Annotated in this window: 13 protein-coding genes; 8 read left to right on the forward strand and 5 right to left on the reverse strand. The window is 59.7% G+C overall.

The window, feature by feature from the left end:
- Positions 1 to 259 precede the first annotated feature (259 nt).
- From mdoH to pip, 4 genes are all read right to left on the reverse strand, one after another.
- A complete protein-coding gene (gene mdoH, locus JSY17_RS24175; RefSeq protein WP_117182812.1) occupies positions 260 to 2,842 on the reverse strand; it encodes a glucans biosynthesis glucosyltransferase MdoH in 2,583 nt (860 codons plus the stop codon).
- Complete coding sequence (locus JSY17_RS24180) at positions 2,835 to 4,781, reverse strand: glucan biosynthesis protein G (RefSeq protein ID WP_200980681.1); 1,947 nt, start codon at positions 4,779 to 4,781, stop codon at positions 2,835 to 2,837. Before JSY17_RS24180 ends, mdoH begins: the two co-directional genes overlap by 8 nt.
- 263 nt (positions 4,782 to 5,044) lie before the next feature.
- Complete coding sequence (gene dtd, locus JSY17_RS24185) at positions 5,045 to 5,482, reverse strand: D-aminoacyl-tRNA deacylase (protein WP_122370764.1); 438 nt, start codon at positions 5,480 to 5,482, stop codon at positions 5,045 to 5,047.
- A 98-nt stretch (positions 5,483 to 5,580) separates the two neighbouring features.
- The gene (gene pip / locus JSY17_RS24190; protein WP_206403207.1) at positions 5,581 to 6,552 is read right to left on the reverse strand and encodes a prolyl aminopeptidase; all 972 of its coding nucleotides are present in this window, start codon (positions 6,550 to 6,552) and stop codon (positions 5,581 to 5,583) included.
- Positions 6,553 to 6,830: 278 nt separating this feature from the next.
- On the opposite strand from pip, the gene JSY17_RS24195 reads away from it, so the two are divergent.
- The 6 genes from JSY17_RS24195 (at position 6,831) to JSY17_RS24220 (ending at position 13,672) form a co-directional block, all read left to right on the forward strand.
- Positions 6,831 to 9,281, forward strand: coding sequence for a glycogen/starch/alpha-glucan phosphorylase (locus JSY17_RS24195; protein ID WP_122370765.1), 2,451 nt, complete (start codon positions 6,831 to 6,833; stop codon positions 9,279 to 9,281).
- A 275-nt stretch (positions 9,282 to 9,556) separates the two neighbouring features.
- Positions 9,557 to 10,906 carry a DUF3999 domain-containing protein gene (locus JSY17_RS24200; protein WP_263943501.1) on the forward strand — a complete coding sequence of 450 codons (1,350 nt, stop codon included), beginning with the start codon at positions 9,557 to 9,559 and terminating at the stop codon, positions 10,904 to 10,906.
- 146 nt (positions 10,907 to 11,052) lie between these two features.
- Positions 11,053 to 12,063 carry a class 1 fructose-bisphosphatase gene (locus JSY17_RS24205; RefSeq protein WP_117166491.1) on the forward strand — a complete coding sequence of 337 codons (1,011 nt, stop codon included), beginning with the start codon at positions 11,053 to 11,055 and terminating at the stop codon, positions 12,061 to 12,063.
- A gap of 4 nt (positions 12,064 to 12,067) precedes the next feature.
- Positions 12,068 to 12,670, forward strand: coding sequence for a DUF924 family protein (locus tag JSY17_RS24210; RefSeq protein ID WP_206403205.1), 603 nt, complete (start codon positions 12,068 to 12,070; stop codon positions 12,668 to 12,670).
- Positions 12,671 to 12,844: 174 nt separating this feature from the next.
- The gene (bamE, locus tag JSY17_RS24215) at positions 12,845 to 13,099 is read left to right on the forward strand and encodes an outer membrane protein assembly factor BamE domain-containing protein (RefSeq protein WP_025262329.1); all 255 of its coding nucleotides are present in this window, start codon (positions 12,845 to 12,847) and stop codon (positions 13,097 to 13,099) included.
- Between the two features lie 3 nt (positions 13,100 to 13,102).
- Complete coding sequence (locus JSY17_RS24220) at positions 13,103 to 13,672, forward strand: lipocalin family protein (protein WP_117182807.1); 570 nt, start codon at positions 13,103 to 13,105, stop codon at positions 13,670 to 13,672.
- A gap of 75 nt (positions 13,673 to 13,747) precedes the next feature.
- Here the strand turns inward: JSY17_RS24220 and JSY17_RS24225 are convergent, their stop codons facing one another.
- Positions 13,748 to 15,112, reverse strand: a complete 1,365-nt coding sequence (locus tag JSY17_RS24225) for a formimidoylglutamate deiminase (protein ID WP_206403204.1) — start codon at positions 15,110 to 15,112, stop codon at positions 13,748 to 13,750.
- 185 nt (positions 15,113 to 15,297) lie between these two features.
- Between JSY17_RS24225 and hutC the strand changes: the two genes are divergently transcribed.
- Entirely contained in the window at positions 15,298 to 16,008 is a 711-nt protein-coding gene (gene hutC / locus JSY17_RS24230) for a histidine utilization repressor (protein ID WP_183133934.1), read from the forward strand.
- A complete protein-coding gene (locus JSY17_RS24235; RefSeq protein WP_206403203.1) occupies positions 16,005 to 16,601 on the forward strand; it encodes a HutD/Ves family protein in 597 nt (198 codons plus the stop codon). The genes hutC and JSY17_RS24235 overlap by 4 nt, the downstream gene beginning before the upstream one ends.
- Positions 16,602 to 16,608 lie beyond the last annotated feature (7 nt).

Genomic DNA, 16,608 nt, shown 5'->3' on the forward strand with positions numbered 1-16,608 from the left:
GGAGCAATGGCTTTGGTTACTTTGGCCGAAACCAAAGTGACGCGCCGTAAAGGCGCAAGGCGGCCTCAAGCCGAACTCTTGACAACCACACGGCACCTGTTTGCTGCGCGACAGCGCGGCACCGGGGCGGCGGGCGAACTCTCACAGCATTAACAGCGCTCGCTGTACCAGAGACACCACAACACTTAACGAGAGCAGAACCAATGAATTCGCTACCTACGGTGTAGGAGCGAATTCATTCGCGAAAGGACGGTGCGACTTACGCCAGCACCGGCTCCGCCTCTGGCTTGACCGGCTGAAGCGGCAGCAGAGGTGCATGAGGATCGGCTTCAATCGAAGCACGCCATGCGGCCAGCCACTCGGGATGACCGGCGCTCCAGACCTGCTGGTGCAATCGGCCCAGAGCAACCGGGTCGCTGAGCAGCATCAGACGCTCATGGTTACTGAGCTTTTCAGGTCCGACCTTGAGTGCATGCTCGACGCGCTCATGGCGAACCGTCTCGACAGGCTGAGCCAGACGGTGACGGGAAGTCGCCAGCGCGCACGCCAGGGCGTTCTGCTGAGGATCGACCACCGCACGGATGAAGCCTTCCTTCAGAGCATGCCAGCGGTTCTCATGGGTGTACTGATCGGTGGAGATCAGTTCCTGAGGCGTGTCGTACTCTTCCGGGATCAGGAAGAAGCTTTCGTCACGCGCCTTGAGACCCAGCTTGGTACGGCTGGAAATCACCGATACCGGAATCGACAGCATCAGGGAAACCACGATCGGCGCAAGCCACCACAGGAAGCTCGGGTTCAGCCAGGCCACCAGCAAGGCCCAGCAGGCGCCCAGCAGGGTCTGCGGACCGTGGCGTTTGATCGCCTCGATCCACGGCGTGGAATCGTCGTCGCGTTGCGGAGAGTTCCAGGTCGCCGCCCAGCCCAGGAAAGCAGCCAGAACGAAACGGGTGTGGAACAGCATGCGAACCGGGGCCAGTAGCACCGAGAACAGCATTTCCAGCAGCATCGAAACCGTGACCTTGAACTTGCCGCCAAATGCCTTGGCGCCCTTGGCCCAGATCAGAATGACGCTGAGCAGCTTGGGCAGGAACAACAGGACAATGGTGGTCGAGAACAGTGCGACGGCTTTTTCCGGGTGCCATTGTGGCCACAGCGGATACAACTGACGCGGTTCAAGGAAGTAGGTCGGCTCCATCAATGTGTTCACTGCCAGCAAGGCGGTGGACAACACCAGGAAGAAGAACCATAACGGTGCCGACAGATAGGACATCACACCCGTCAGGAACACCGCACGGTGAACCGGGTGCATGCCCTTGACCAGGAACAGCCTGAAGTTCATCAGGTTGCCGTGGCACCAGCGACGGTCACGCTTGAGTTCATCCAGCAGGTTGGGCGGCAACTCTTCGTAGCTGCCCGGCAGGTCGTAAGCAATCCACACGCCCCAGCCGGCACGGCGCATCAGCGCGGCTTCGACGAAGTCGTGGGAAAGAATCGCACCGGCAAACGCGCCCTTGCCCGGCAACGGCGCCAGTGCGCAGTGCTCGATGAAGGGTTTCATGCGGATGATCGCGTTGTGGCCCCAGTAATGGGATTCACCCAGTTGCCAGAAGTGCAGACCGGCCGTGAACAGCGGACCGTAGACGCGGGTCGCGAACTGCTGCATGCGTGCATACAGGGTGTCCATGCCCGAGGCACGTGGCGCAGTCTGGATGATACCGGCGTCCGGAGTGGCCTCCATCAGGCGCACCAGACTGGTCAGACATTCGCCGCTCATCACGCTGTCGGCGTCGAGCACGACCATGTAGCGGTAATCGCCACCCCAGCGACGGCAGAAGTCATCGAGGTTGCCGCTCTTGCGTTTGACGCGACGGCGACGACGACGATAGAAGATCTTGCCGAAACCACCGGTTTCGCGGCACACGTCCAGCCAGGCTTGCTGCTCGGCTACAGCGATGTCGGTGTCGTTGGTATCGCTGAGCACGAAGAAATCGAAGCGGTCCAGATCGCCCGTTGCAGCAACCGACTCGAAGGTCGCACGCAGACCGGCAAACACCCGTGGAACGTCTTCGTTGCAGATCGGCATGACCAGAGCGGTACGCGCACCGGCTTCGATCGGCTCGTTACCGGCGCTGGCACCGGAAATACGGTATTTATCGCGACCGGTGAGCAATTCGAGAAAGCCCATCAGTGCCGTCCAGAAACCGGCCGAAACCCAGCAGAACAGGATGCCGAACAGCAACAGAATGCTGGTCTGCAAGGCGTAAGGCAGAACCTGCCAGGCGGTCTGCACGAAGGTCTGGCGGGTGATTTCGTCCAGCGAAACCAGCGACCAGCCCTGATACGGCAGAATGCCTTTCATGTACCAGCCAGCCACGATGGTCTGGCCAAGCATCAGCAACAGCAGAATGTAACGACGAATCGAGCCGACCGTACGCCAGCGCGCCTTGGGCAGATCACGGGGCAGATCGCTGTGATCGGGCTTTGGCGGGTTGGTCTTGCCGGTCAGGCGACGCCAGCCACGCACCAGAATATTGGTGCGCCATGGCTCCGGAACCACCTTGGTACGGCGGATCGGTGGCGTGGCCTTCAGACGGATGCGACCACTGGCATCGACTTCGAGCAGCTCGGCATCCTGCAGCTCGTCAGCCGTGGACAGCGTCAGGCGACGGCCGACGGACGCCTGGGCGACCTCGGCCTTGTCGCTTACCGGCTGTGCGGAAAGACGCTCGTGCAGTTCAGCGAAAGACTTGCAGCTGGCAAGTTCTGCCCGCTGCTCGTCACTCATCGGCAGGTGTGCCAGGTACTCGTTCAGAGACTCTGGCACGGAGAGAGAATTACTCATCGCTTGGCAACTGGTAGCTCCAGGTCTCGGTCATGACTTGCAGGGTCTTGGCCGGCTCCGGATGGGTGGGTGCGGCCTCGGCTTCAGGCTGCTTGATCTCTTTACCTTCAGCATCCTTGGCCACTTCGGCCTTCGCGACTTCAGGCTTGTCAGCTTTTGCTGCATCGGCCTTCGGTGCTTCGGCTTTCTTGGCCGGATCGGCCTTGGCTACGTCGGCCTTGGCGGCTTCAGGCTTGGCATCGCCAGCCTTGGCGGCATCGGCTTTCGACGCATCGGCCTTGGCTACAGCGGCGTCAGCCTTGGCAACTTCCTTGGCGGCTGCAGGTTTGGCAGCTTCCTTGGATGCTGACTTCTTGTCATCTTTGTCAGCGACAAGCAGCGCAGGTTCCTTGCCAGGCTCGGCAGGAATTTCACGCAGCAGGTAGGCACGCATTTCGGTCGGCTTGCTGCGGTCCTTGACCTTGACCCGCAGGGTCAGGCGATAGCCCTTGGTCACCGGGTTGTAGCGCAGGTTGTTCTCGACCAGCTCGACGTTGTCGTCGGTGGTGACCTGACTGCGGATGGTCTTGTCTTCAGGCAGGGCGGCCAGAACCGGACCTACGAAGTCGACCAGGAAGGCCAGGCTGCCGTCCGGCTGACGAACCAGGTTGGACTGCCTTACGTCACCGATGGAGCGCTGGGTCTGCTTGACCCAACCCAGATCGGGCGAGTGAATGGCGTTTTCCTGCATGGTCCAGTGCAGACGGTAGTTGAACTCCATCGGCTCGCCTGGAGCCGCCAGGGTGTCAGGCTTCCAGAACGCAACGATGTTGTCGTTGGTTTCGTCGGCAGTCGGGATCTCTACCAGATCGACAGTACCTTTGCCCCAGTCGCCCTTAGGCTCGATCCAGGCGCTTGGGCGCTTGTCGTAGCGGTCGTCGAGGTCTTCGTACTGGCTGAAGTCACGGCCACGCTGCAGCAGACCGAAGCCACGCGGGTTCTCGACCGAGAAGCTGCTGACGGCCAGGTGTTTCGGGTTGTTCAGAGGACGCCATACCCACTCGCCATTGGCTGCCTGGATCGACAGACCGCTGGAATCGTGCAGTTCACGACGGTAGTTGGGCACACGCGAAGGCTGGTTGGCACCGAACAGGAACATACTGGTCAGTGGAGCCACGCCCAGCTTGGTGACGTTTTCACGCAGGTACATGCGCGACTTGACGTCTACCAGGGTGTTGGTACCAGGACGCAGGGTCAACTGGTAGGCACCGGTGGCACGAGGCGAATCGAGCAGTGCGAAGATCACCAGATGGTTGTCGTCCGGGCCCGGCTTCTCGATCCAGAATTCCTTGAAGCGAGGAAACTCTTCGCCGGACGGCAAGGCGGTATCGATCGCCATGCCACGCGCGGACAGGCCATAGACCTGACCCTTGCCGATCACGCGGAAGTAGCTCGCGCCCAGCATGGTCATGATCTCGTCCTGCTTGTCGTCCTTGTTGATCGGATACAGGACGCGGAAGCCCGCATAGCCAAGCTTTTCAGTGGCTTTAGGGTCGATCTTGATATCGCCGAAGTCGAAACGGTTGGCGTCGTACTTGATCTCTTCGACGGTCGTGGCCGTGACTTCGTTGATCTTGACTGGCGTGTCGAAGTGCATGCCCTGGTGATAGAACGACAGCTTGAACGGCGTCTTGTCAGTCGCCCACTCAGCCTTGTCTTCACGGAAGCGGATCTTCTGGTAGTCCGCGAATTTCATTTCGCGCAACTCGGTAGGCAGATTGCTCTTCGGAGCTTCGAACTTCTGCCCGGCCATTTCTTTGGCCTTTGCCGCTACATCATCAAGGTTGAATGCCCACAACTGGCCTGAACCCAGCAGGCAGACAAGAGCCGAGCTTGCCAAAAGCGCACTACGCAACCGTTTGACAGGTGTCTTTGGAGCATCACAGGGACTAACAATCACGAGCAACCCTCGCCGAAAACAGATGAAAAAACCAACGGCCAGCTATCAGATGCCGGGTTGGCGAGCATTGTTCCGACTCCGAATGGGCTTAATGATTCCCCAATCAATGTCAGAACCCGCTTCTGAATACGCAGAGGACCAACTATCGCCGGTCCTCGTAGCGCGCGATTATCCAGTAGCGCGCGTCACAACGCATCATGTATGACAAAGATTTTCTTGCACGCAGGACTAATAAATCCGGGGCGGGCAGAGATTTCCTCTTGTCAGGTATCAAACAAAAATGTCACAGGGCCATCATTCACCAGATGCACCTGCATGTCCGCACCAAATTGGCCCGCTGCAACCACCGGATGCGCGATCCTGGCCTGTGACAATAAATAGTCGAACAACTGCGCGCCCAATGCCGGAGGAGCTGCTTTTGAAAAGCCGGCACGCATGCCGCTTCTGGTATCGGCCGCCAGAGTGAACTGCGAAACCAGCAGCAGACCACCTTCCACATCACGCAATGACAGATTCATCTTGCCCTCGTCATCGCTGAATACCCGATAGTTAAGCAGCTTATGCAGCAACTTATCGGCACTGGCCTGAGTGTCTTGAGGCTCTATCCCCACAAGAACCAGAAGCCCCTGATCCACAGCACCTACAACTTCTCCAGCAACTTCCACACGCGCACTTTGCACGCGCTGCAACAAGCCTTTCATATATAAGAAATCCCATCGTACAGGCTGTGTGGGAGCAAATCGGGCGGCGCTCCACTCATTCGCGAAACAGCTTCGCGGATAAATCCGCTCCCACAGGGTTACGCTTCTTCGGGTGGCAGATCGAGCAGACGCCGGGCGATCTGCGAAGCGGCACGCACCAGCGCATCGGTAATGCCAAGTTCGGCAGCGGCATGCCCGGCCTCGCGAATCACCTGCAACTCACTGTTGGGCCATGCCTGATGCAGCTCCCAAGCGTTATCCAGCGGACAGATCACATCGTAGCGGCCATGCACGATGACGCCAGGCAGATGAGCGATTTTAGGCATGTCGCGAATCAGCTGGTTTTCTTCCAGGAAGGCATTGTTGATGAAGTAATGCGATTCGATACGCGCAATGGACAGGGCGCGCTGGGGTTCGGCAAAGCGGTCGACGACCTGCGGGTTGGGCCGCAGGGTCGCTGTGCGGCCTTCCCAGGTGGACCACGCCTTGGCGGCATGCATCTGGGCGATCTGATCGGAACCGGTCAGGCGCTTATGGAAGGCTGCCAGCAGGTTATCGCGCTCATCCAGCGGGATCGGTGCCACGTAATCCTGCCAGTAATCGGGGAACAGGCGGCTGGCACCGGACTGGTAGAACCATTCGATTTCCTGGGCACGACACAGAAAAATGCCGCGCAGGATCAGGGCATGCACGCGATCGGGATGAGTCTGGGCGTAGGCCAGAGCCAGGGTCGAGCCCCAGGAGCCGCCAAACAGCACCCACTTTTCAATCCCCAGATGTTCGCGAATGCGCTCCAGATCTGCCACCAGATGCCAGGTGGTGTTGCTTTCAAGGCTGGCATGCGGGGTCGAACGGCCGCAGCCGCGCTGATCGAACGTGACGATGCGGTACAGGTTCGGATCGAAATAACGGCGACTTTGCGCATCGCATCCTGCACCCGGCCCGCCGTGAATGAACACCACAGGCAACCCTTCGGGCGACCCGCTTTCATCGACATAGAGCACATGCGGCTGTTCCACAGCCAGATCGTGCCGGGCGTAGGGTTTGATCTGCGGGTACAAAGTCTGCATACATGCTCCATAAGTCCAGTTCAGAGGCGTCTATTATTCTGCCGTTGGGCATCATAAACCCGAAACGAGGAATGAGCATGCTGCTCATTGCTCATCCGGGTGGAACGATCGATGCAAGCGATTTGCCAATTGCTCGGATTCGCGAACCAGAGCATTGCAAGCGAGTCGAAACGCTAGCGACTTGCTCGGTTATTTAAATTTTTTCAGGAAATAACTGACGACACGCCTACAGTCAAAGAACCCACTTTTCACTCGTCTGACTACTTGAGGTCGTACCGATGTCTCAGGAACCACTTGTTCGTGACGCTGATGTGGCCGCTTTTCGCGCCGCCGTTCTTGCCAAACTCACCTATGCAGTGGGCAAGGACCCTGACCATGCGTTTGAGCATGACTGGTTTGAAGCTGTAGCCCTGGCTGCCCGTGACCACATGGTCGAGCACTGGATGGACCATACGCGACAGATTTATCGCAAGGTCCAGAAACGCGTCTACTACCTGTCCCTCGAATTTCTGATCGGGCGGCTTCTCTACGACAGCCTGAGCAACCTCGGCCTGCTGGAAATCGCCCGCGAAGCCATGACCGAACTGGGCGTGGACATCGAGCGTATCCGTCTGCTGGAGCCGGATGCGGCACTGGGCAATGGTGGCCTGGGCCGCCTGGCAGCCTGCTTCATGGAAAGCATGTCGACCCTGGGCATTGCCGGTCATGGCTACGGTATTCGTTACGAACACGGCCTGTTCCGTCAGGCGATAGTCGACGGCTGGCAGCAGGAGCAGACAGAGCACTGGCTGGACTTCGGCAACCCGTGGGAGTTCGAGCGCCCCGAGGTGGTCTACTCCATCGGTTTCAGCGGTAGCGTCGATACGGTGCTTAATGAAGCAGGCGAGCCGCGTCAGGTCTGGCGTCCGGCGGAAACCGTACGCGCCATTGCCTACGACACCCCCGTGGTCGGCTGGCGCGGTAAAAGCGTGAATACTCTGCGCCTGTGGCGTGCACGCGCACTGGATGACCTGCATCTGGAGCGTTTCAACGCCGGCGACCACTTCGGTGCGGTTGCCGAAGTCGTGCGGGCCGAAAGTATTTCCCGCGTGCTTTACCCCAACGATGCAACGGAGGCAGGCCAGGAACTGCGCCTGCGTCAGGAGTACTTCTTTGTTTCGGCGTCCCTGCAGGACCTGCTGCGTCGCCATCTGAACATGCACGCGACCCTGATGGATCTGCCCGAGCACGCGTCCATCCAGATGAACGACACCCACCCCTCGATTGCCGTGGCCGAGCTGATGCGACAGCTGATCGACACCCACGGAATCGCCTGGGATGCAGCATGGAAAATCACCGTGGGCACGCTGAGCTACACCAACCACACCCTGCTGCCCGAAGCACTGGAAACCTGGTCCGTAGGCCTGATGGAACGCATGCTGCCGCGGCACATGCAGATCATCTACCTGATCAACGCCCAGCACATCGATACCCTGCGCGCCAAAGGCGTGCATGACTTCGACATTCTGCGGGCCGTGTCGCTGATCGAAGAAGACAATGGCCGCCGGGTACGCATGGGCAACCTGGCATTCCTGGGCTCTCACAGCATCAACGGCGTTTCCGCGCTGCACACTCAGTTGATGCGCAAGACCGTATTCGCCGAGCTGCACAAGATTTATCCGGAACGGATCAATAACAAGACCAACGGCATCACCTTCCGCCGCTGGCTGTACCAGGCCAACCCGAAGCTGACCGAAATGCTGGTGGAAGCCCTGGGCGAAGACGTTCTGGACAATGCCGAGAAACGTCTGATCGAACTGGAACCGTTCGCGGAAAAAAGCTCCTTCCGCAAACAGATGGCAGACCAGCGCCTGCACAGCAAGCGCGCATTGGCAGCCATCATCCATGAACGTCTGGGAGTCGTGGTCAATCCTGCCGCGATGTTCGACGTCCAGGTCAAGCGTATCCACGAATACAAACGCCAGTTGCTCAACCTGTTCCACACCGTCGCGCTGTATCAGGCAATCCGCGCCGAACCCGGTACGGACTGGGTGCCAAGGGTGAAGATCTTTGCGGGCAAGGCAGCGGCCAGCTATCACTCGGCCAAACTGATCATCAAGCTCACCAATGATATCGCCCGCACCGTCAACAACGATCCGACCGTGCGCGGCCTGCTCAAAGTGGTGTTCATGCCCAACTACAACGTCAGTCTGGCCGAAAGCATCATTCCGGCCGCCGACCTCTCCGAGCAGATTTCCACTGCTGGCCTGGAAGCCTCCGGCACCAGCAACATGAAATTCGGCCTCAACGGCGCGCTGACCATCGGCACGCTGGACGGCGCCAACGTGGAAATGAGCGAGCAGATCGGTCTTGAACATATGTTCATCTTCGGTATGACCTCACAGGAGGTAGAAGCCCGCAAGCAGGCTGGCGACTTCAGTGCATACGCCGATGTGGCGGCATCGGGCCGTCTCAACGATGTGCTGCAGGCCATTCGCGGCGGTGTGTTCTCGCCGGACGATCCGAACCGCTATGCGGGCCTGATCGATCAGTTGCTGGCCTACGACCGCTTCCTGGTCTGCGCCGACTTCGACTCGTACTGGGCTGCCCAGGCCAAGGTCGAAGAACGCTGGCACGACTCCAAGCAATGGTGGCGCTCGGCAGTTCTCAATACGGCGCGCATGGGCTGGTTCTCGTCGGACCGCACCATCCGCGAATACGCCGCAGACATCTGGAAAGCGCTGGAGTAACCCTGTAACGCCCGTGGGAGCGAATTCAGTCGCGAAGCCGTTTTTTGAAGACGATAGATGTCTTCGGATGTATGGCCTTCGTGAATGAATTCGTTCCCAGCGGTTTTTTCCCTCTCGCCCCCCATCCCTTTTGCTCACAGGTATTGGCATATCGCTATCTGTGGTGGGATATTTCACACATCACTGCCAAACTCTTTCGCAATACATCGGTGCGCAAGCAGGCATCGGCTGCCTGCCCAACCCTGAGGAACCCGTTCGTGAGTCGTCCGCTCGTCATCAAAATCGCTGTGCTCGGCGCAGCCCTGTGCGCAGCGATGACTGTCAATGCCCTGGAAAAACCGGCGGACTTCACCAGCCAGACGCCCTTGACCCTCATCGGCCAAGGCCCGCTATATCGCATCGAACTGCCTCTGGCACTGCAACTCAATGCCCGCCAGGCCAATCTGAATGATCTTCGTGTATTCGATGCCAACGGCCAGGCTCAAGCCTTTGCGCTGGTGCGCAAACAGGAATCCCACGAAGAGAACCCGGCACCAACGGCGGTGAAGTGGTTCCCGCTGTACACCACTGCCGAAGCAGGTGATGCAGCGCCGGTCATCCGCAGCAAGCGCTCGAACGACGGGGCCCTCATCGATGTCCAGCCACAAAGCGACATCGAAGCCGGTGAAGAAATACTGCGCGGCTGGTTGCTGGACGCCAGCGCGATCAAGGCCCCCCTCGAACAACTGCTGATCGACTGGAGTTCCGAACGCGAAGGCTTCCAGCATTTCAGCATCGAGGCCAGCGATGACCTCCAGCACTGGCAGGCCTGGGGCGAAGGACAAGTGGCGCGGCTGACGCTCTCCGATGAAGTGGTCGAGCAACGGGAAGTCGGTCTGCCCGGCCACAACGCCCGCTACCTGCGCCTGCTGTGGCGCTCACCGCAGAACGCACCAACCCTGGTTTCTGCTCACGTACTGAGTGCCAGCCCCGACAGTCCGCCGACCACTCTGAGCTGGTCGCCATCGATAACGGGGGTCGTCGAGCATCCCAACGAATATGTCTGGCAGTTGCCGACAGAACTGCCGGTGGAACGGGTGAAAATCGACATCAGCCAGGACAACAGCCTGGCACCCGGTACGCTCTATGGGCGACTCGATGCCGGCCAGGAATGGCAGGTCCTCAGCAGCGGCCTGCTGTATCGCCTGACCCAGAACAATGGCGAGATCGTGCAGGATCAATTGCAGCTCTCGGGACAGAACGTGCGGCAGTTGAAACTGGTCGTCGATGATCGTGGCGGCGGACTGGGCGCACAGGCTCCCGGGCTGAGCGTTGCCGTGCCTGCGACTCAGGTGGTGTTCCGGGCCAGCGGCAACGGGCCGTTCGTCCTCGCCATCGGTCATGTTTCGGCACCGGCTGCGCAACTGCCTCTGACGACGCTGATGCCTGACTTTACCCCGCAGAAACTGACAACCCTGGGCAAGGCCAGACCAGCCACTGCGTCTGCTGCCAACGTAGCGGTAACTGCTCCGCCAGTGGCTGAAAGCATGGATTACAAGCGCATGGGCCTGTGGGCCGTGCTGGTACTCGGCACACTATGCCTGGGCTGGATCGCTCTGAGCTCTTTGCGCACCTCAAAACATTGATCCATCACGGCTTCGAGTTGCGGTTTTGCAGCTACGCTGAGCAAGCGTATGAACTCAATTCACCATAAGCCAGTCTGATAGCAGTATTACGCAGCCACTCGCGCTAAACTGCGCGGGTTTTTCATCCCCCATTTTCGGAGCTATCCATGTCCCGCGTTACACTGAGTCGCTTTTTGATTGAGCAGACCCGCAGCAACAATACTCCTGCCGATCTGCGTTTCCTGATCGAAGTAGTGGCGCGAGCATGCAAGGAAATCAGCCATGCCGTCTCCAAGGGCGCACTGGGTGGCGTACTGGGCAGCATGGGGACCGAGAACGTACAGGGCGAAGTGCAGAAGAAGCTCGACGTGCTCTCCAACGAAATCCTGCTTGAAGCCAACGAATGGGGCGGTCATCTGGCCGGTATGGCGTCCGAAGAAATGGACAACGCCTACCAGATCCCCGGCAAATACCCGAAAGGTGCCTACCTGCTGGTATTCGACCCGCTGGACGGCTCCTCGAACATCGATATCAACGCGCCAGTCGGCACGATCTTCTCCGTTCTGCGCTGCCCTAACGAATACCTGAGCCAGAACGAAGCCCTGAACGAAAAAGCCTTCCTGCAACCGGGCACCGAGCAGGTAGCCGCCGGTTATGCGATCTACGGCCCGCAGACCATGCTGGTCCTGACGCTGGGCGATGGCGTGAAAGGCTTTACCCTGGACCGCGAAATGGGCAGCTTCGTGCTGACCCACGAAGACCTCAAGATCCCGGAGTCCACTCAGGAGTTCGCGGTCAACATGTCCAACCAGCGCCACTGGGAAGCTCCGGTCAAGCGCTACGTCGAAGAAATGCTGGCCGGCGAAGAAGGCCCGCTGAAAAAGAACTACAACATGCGCTGGGTTGCCGCGATGGTTGCCGACGTGCACCGCATCCTGACCCGTGGCGGCCTGTTCATGTACCCACGCGACAGCCGCGAGCCTTCCAAGCCGGGCAAACTGCGTCTGATGTACGAAGCCAACCCGATGTCCTTCCTGGTCGAACAGGCCGGCGGCGCATCCACCGATGGCCACCAGCGCATCCTCGACATCCAGCCTGAAGGCCTGCACCAGCGTGTGGCCGTGTTCCTGGGTTCCAAAGAGGAAGTCGAGCGCGCCACGGCGTATCACAAGGAATAAGACCATGTCCGCTCCCTGGCTGCCTCTGCTGCACTGGTGGTTCGGCTCTGCCGAATCCGCCAGCGAAGTGGTGAAGGCCAAGGAGAAACTGTGGTTCGGCAAAAGCAAGACCACCGACACCGAGGCTCGCGGGCGCTTCGGTGCGCTGGTCGAACAGGCGCTGACCGGCGGCCTGAAAGAATGGGCAGAAAATCCCAAGGGCTGGCTGGCGCTGGTCCTGCTGCTCGATCAGTTGCCGCGCATGCTCCATCGCGATACGCCCAAGGCTTTCGCCGGGGACGAACGTGCTCAGGCACTGGTGCAACACGGCCTGAAACTGGGCAGGGATCAGCATCTGGAACCGCTTGAACGCACCTTCATCTATCTGGTGCTGGAGCACAGCGAAAACCTCGACGTGCAAAACCAGGCCATTGCCTGCTTTGGCAAACTGCTCCCGCTGCTGCCTGCCACCGACCGCGACTATTTCAATCAAAGCCTCGATTACGCTGAGCGTCACCGGAAAATCATCGCCCGCTTCGGTCGCTTCCCCCATCGCAACGACATTCTCGGCCGTACCTCGACCGATGAAGAGATCGAGTTCCTGAAGACACCCGGTTCAAGCTTTTAGCTTCTTCGCGAAGCGAAACGCTCTGGCCCGCCACCCTGCATGAACTGCCATCAGGGATTTACGAGCCAAGGGAACCAGATAGCGGTTTTATCTTCTAAGCTTTCGGCATTGCGCCAGCCAGGTTCAGAGACCTGTTGCTGCGACGCAGCCTCCTTCCGTTCAGGAGCTTCATCCATGTCTTTGCGCTCTCTCGCGTTACTGTCGTTTTGCGTGCTGCTGACTGCCTGCAGCAAGATCACTCAAGAGAATTACTCCAAGCTTTCCGCCGGCATGCCCAAGGCGCAGGTCGAAAGCCTGCTGGGCAGCCCGACCGAATGTTCCGGCGCACTGGGAATGTCCAGTTGCACCTGGGGCGACCAGAAAACCTTTATCAGCGTGCAGTATGCTGGCGACAAAGTGCTCATTTTCTCGGGCCAAGGTCTGAAATAACACATGATCAAGCTACTTCTACGCTTCGGAATCCTCGTCATGGCCAGCTTCCTGGCCATCGGTTTCGCCCACTCGGAGGACAACCTCGAACCCAAGACGGTCGACAGCGTCGACCTGAACCGCTATCAGGGCACCTGGTATGAACTGGCGCGGCTGCCGATGTTCTTCCAGCGCAACTGCGCACAGTCCGAAGCCCATTACACACTCAAGCCTGACGGCAATATCGGCGTGACCAACCGCTGCCGGACAGCCGAAGGCAAGTGGCAGGAAGCAACCGGAACCGCCTCGCCACAGGTAGCGGGCAAGACCGACAAGCTGTGGGTGGTCTTCGACAACTGGTTCTCGCGCCTGCTGCCGGGTCTGGCCAAGGGCGACTACTGGGTCTTGTACATCAGTGATGACTACAAGACCGCCGTGGTCGGCAACCCTGATCGCAAATACCTGTGGCTGCTGTCCCGCACACCGACCGTGCCGGAATGGGTCAAACAGGAGATGCTGAGCAAGGCACGCCAGCAGGGCTACGACACCAGCCGGCTGATCTGGCGTGAGGATGATTCAAAGATCGGGAAGTGATTTGCGTCTATGGATAGTGAGAAGGGGTTTGCCGCGACAAGCCCCTTTCGTGAATGAATTCACTCCTGCTCGGACCTACCCCAGCAACTCTTTAAGCACCTGCGCAAACGCCCGGCTACTTTCCTCTTCTGCCGCATGACGCCCTTCGCGCACCACCCAGCGGCCATTGACCAACACATCGCGAACCTGACGATCACCGCCCGCAAACAGCCAGCGGTTGAGGATCGCGTCGCCGGATGCAGTGGCCAGATACGGGTCGGAACCGTCCAGCACCACCCAGTCGGCACGCTGCCCGACCTCGAGCCTGCCGATACTCTGCCCCAGTGCCTGGGCACCGCCCGACAGTGCCGCATCGAACAGGGTCCGGCCCACCATGGGTTGATCGCTGCGATACAGCCGGTTGCGGCGCTGATCCCGCAGGCGCTGGCCGTATTCCAGCCAACGGAGTTCTTCGACCACACTGACCGACACATGGCTGTCCGAGCCAATCCCCCAACGTCCACCCTGGGCGATGTAATCCACCGCCGGGAAAATCCCGTCACCCAGGTTGGCCTCCGTGGTCAGGCACAGACCGGCCACACTGCCACTCTGTGCCATGAGGGCGACTTCATCCGGCTCGGCATGGGTCGCATGCACCAGGCACCAGCGCTGGTCCACGGCCACGTTTTCGTACAGCCACTGCAACGGACGTCGGCCACTCCAGCTCAGGCAATCATCGACCTCCTTCTGTTGCTCGGCGATATGGATATGCACCGGGCACTGCCGGTCACTGGCGGCCAGCACTTCACTGATCTGTTGCGGGGTGACAGCACGCAGCGAGTGAAAGCACAGCCCCAGGTTCTGAGCCGCCTGAGCGGCAATGACCGGCCTCAAGCGAGCCTGCAGATCCAGGTAACTTTCGGTGCTGTGGATAAACCGGCGCTGCCCTTCGTTTGGTGCTTGCCCGCCAAAGCCCGAATGGCTGTAGAGCACCGGCAGCAAAGTCAGGCCAATGCCCGCCGATGTGGCAGCCTGACTGATCTGCAAGGCCAGCTCGGCAGGATCGGCATAAGGTTTGCCGTTGGTGTCCTGATGGACGTAGTGAAACTCCGCGACCGACGTGAATCCGCCCTTGAGCATCTCGATATAGAGCTGCCGGGCAATGACGCCCACCTGCGGCGCACTGATCTTCCCGACCAGCCGATACATGAGGTCGCGCCAGGTCCAGAAGCTGTCGCTGGGATTGCCTGCCACTTCCGCCAGCCCCGCCATCGCGCGCTGGAAGGCATGGGAATGCAGATTAGGCATGCCGGGCAGTAACGGACCACTTACCCGTTCCGCGCCCTGGCGATCCGCATTGGCTTGCACCGAACTCAATAAACCGTCGGCACTGACCTCCAGACGGACATTCTCGGCCCAACCGCCCGGGAGTAATGCGCGCTCGGCAAAGAAGGCTGGCATTGACTTCACACCTCAAGGTTGTAATTTGTATATACATATACAGACGTTCGAATGCCCGGTAAACCTCTGCATGCTTGCCGCAGCGCAGGTTAATGGTTAGCTTGGGCGCTATTTCGTAGCTGAACCATCCAGACAAGGACCCGCACGTGCCGATTCCGCCCGCCTCTTCTCCCTTGGCAGCCCAGATGGGCGAAAGTCCGGCACCGCTCTATGCCCGCGTCAAACAGATGATTGCCCAGCAAATCCAGAACGGCACCTGGCCGCCGCATCATCGCGTGCCCTCGGAAAGCGAACTGGTGACCCAACTGGGCTTCAGCCGCATGACCATCAACCGTGCCTTGCGCGAGCTGACCGCCGAGGGCCTGCTGATCCGCATGCAGGGTGTCGGCACTTTCGTCGCCGAGCCCAAAAGCCAGTCGGCGCTGTTCGAGGTCAATAACATCGCTGACGAAATCGCCGCCCGGGGTCACAGTCATACCTGCAAGGTCATCGTTCTCCAGGAAGAACCTGCCGGTTCGGAACGGGCACTGGCGCTGGACATGCGTGAAGGCCAGAAGGTGTTTCACTCGCTGATCGTGCACTTCGAGAACAATATCCCGGTGCAGATTGAGGACCGCTTCGTCAATGCACTGGTCGCACCCGACTATCTCAAACAGGATTTCACGCAGCAGACGCCTTACGCCTATCTGTCGCAAGTCGCGCCGCTGACCGAAGGCGAACACGTGGTCGAAGCGATTCTGGCCGATGCCGACGAATGCCGGTTGCTGCAGATCGATGCCGGCGAGCCCTGTCTGCTGATTCGCCGTCGTACATGGTCAGGACGCCAGCCGGTTACTGCCGCTCGCCTGATCCACCCCGGCTCCCGCCACCGCCTTGAAGGACGTTTCACCAAATGACCCGGACCAAAATCCTGCGCGCCATCGATTACCCTCGCATGCCGTGGAAAAACGGCGGTGGCAGCACCGAAGAAATCACCCGTGATGCCGGGCAGGACCTGGACGGCTTCGGCTGGCGCCTGTCGATTGCCGATATCGAGACTTCTGGCGACTTTTCGGTATTCGCCGGTTACCAACGGATCATCTCGGTGATTCAGGGCGCAGGCATGACGCTGGATATCGACGGTGTCACCAGCCGCCCGTTGCTGCCTTCCGACCCGCTGGCCTTCAGCGGCGACAGCCAGGTCAGTTGCGCACTGCTCGACGGGCCTATTCGCGACTTCAACCTGATCTATGCTCCACAGCGCTACAGCGCCCGCCTGCACTGGATCGATGTACGCCAGCCACAACGGGTGTTCAGTTCCGCCGGCATCTTTTTGCTGTTCAGCGTTGCCGAGCAGATCGGCGTCAGCGTGAATGTCGGTGCCTGGGAAATCCTTGGCAGACACGACTGCCTGCAAGTGGATAACCCCGGCGGCCTGCTGGAAATAGAGCTGCAAGCCCCCAGTGCCAGCCGCTGCTGCCTCATCGAACTGAGCGCCCTGCGCGCTTGAATCAAGA

The sequence above is a fragment of the Pseudomonas capsici genome (assembly GCF_017165765.1).
GTDB classification, from domain to species: Bacteria; Pseudomonadota; Gammaproteobacteria; order Pseudomonadales; family Pseudomonadaceae; genus Aquipseudomonas; species Aquipseudomonas capsici.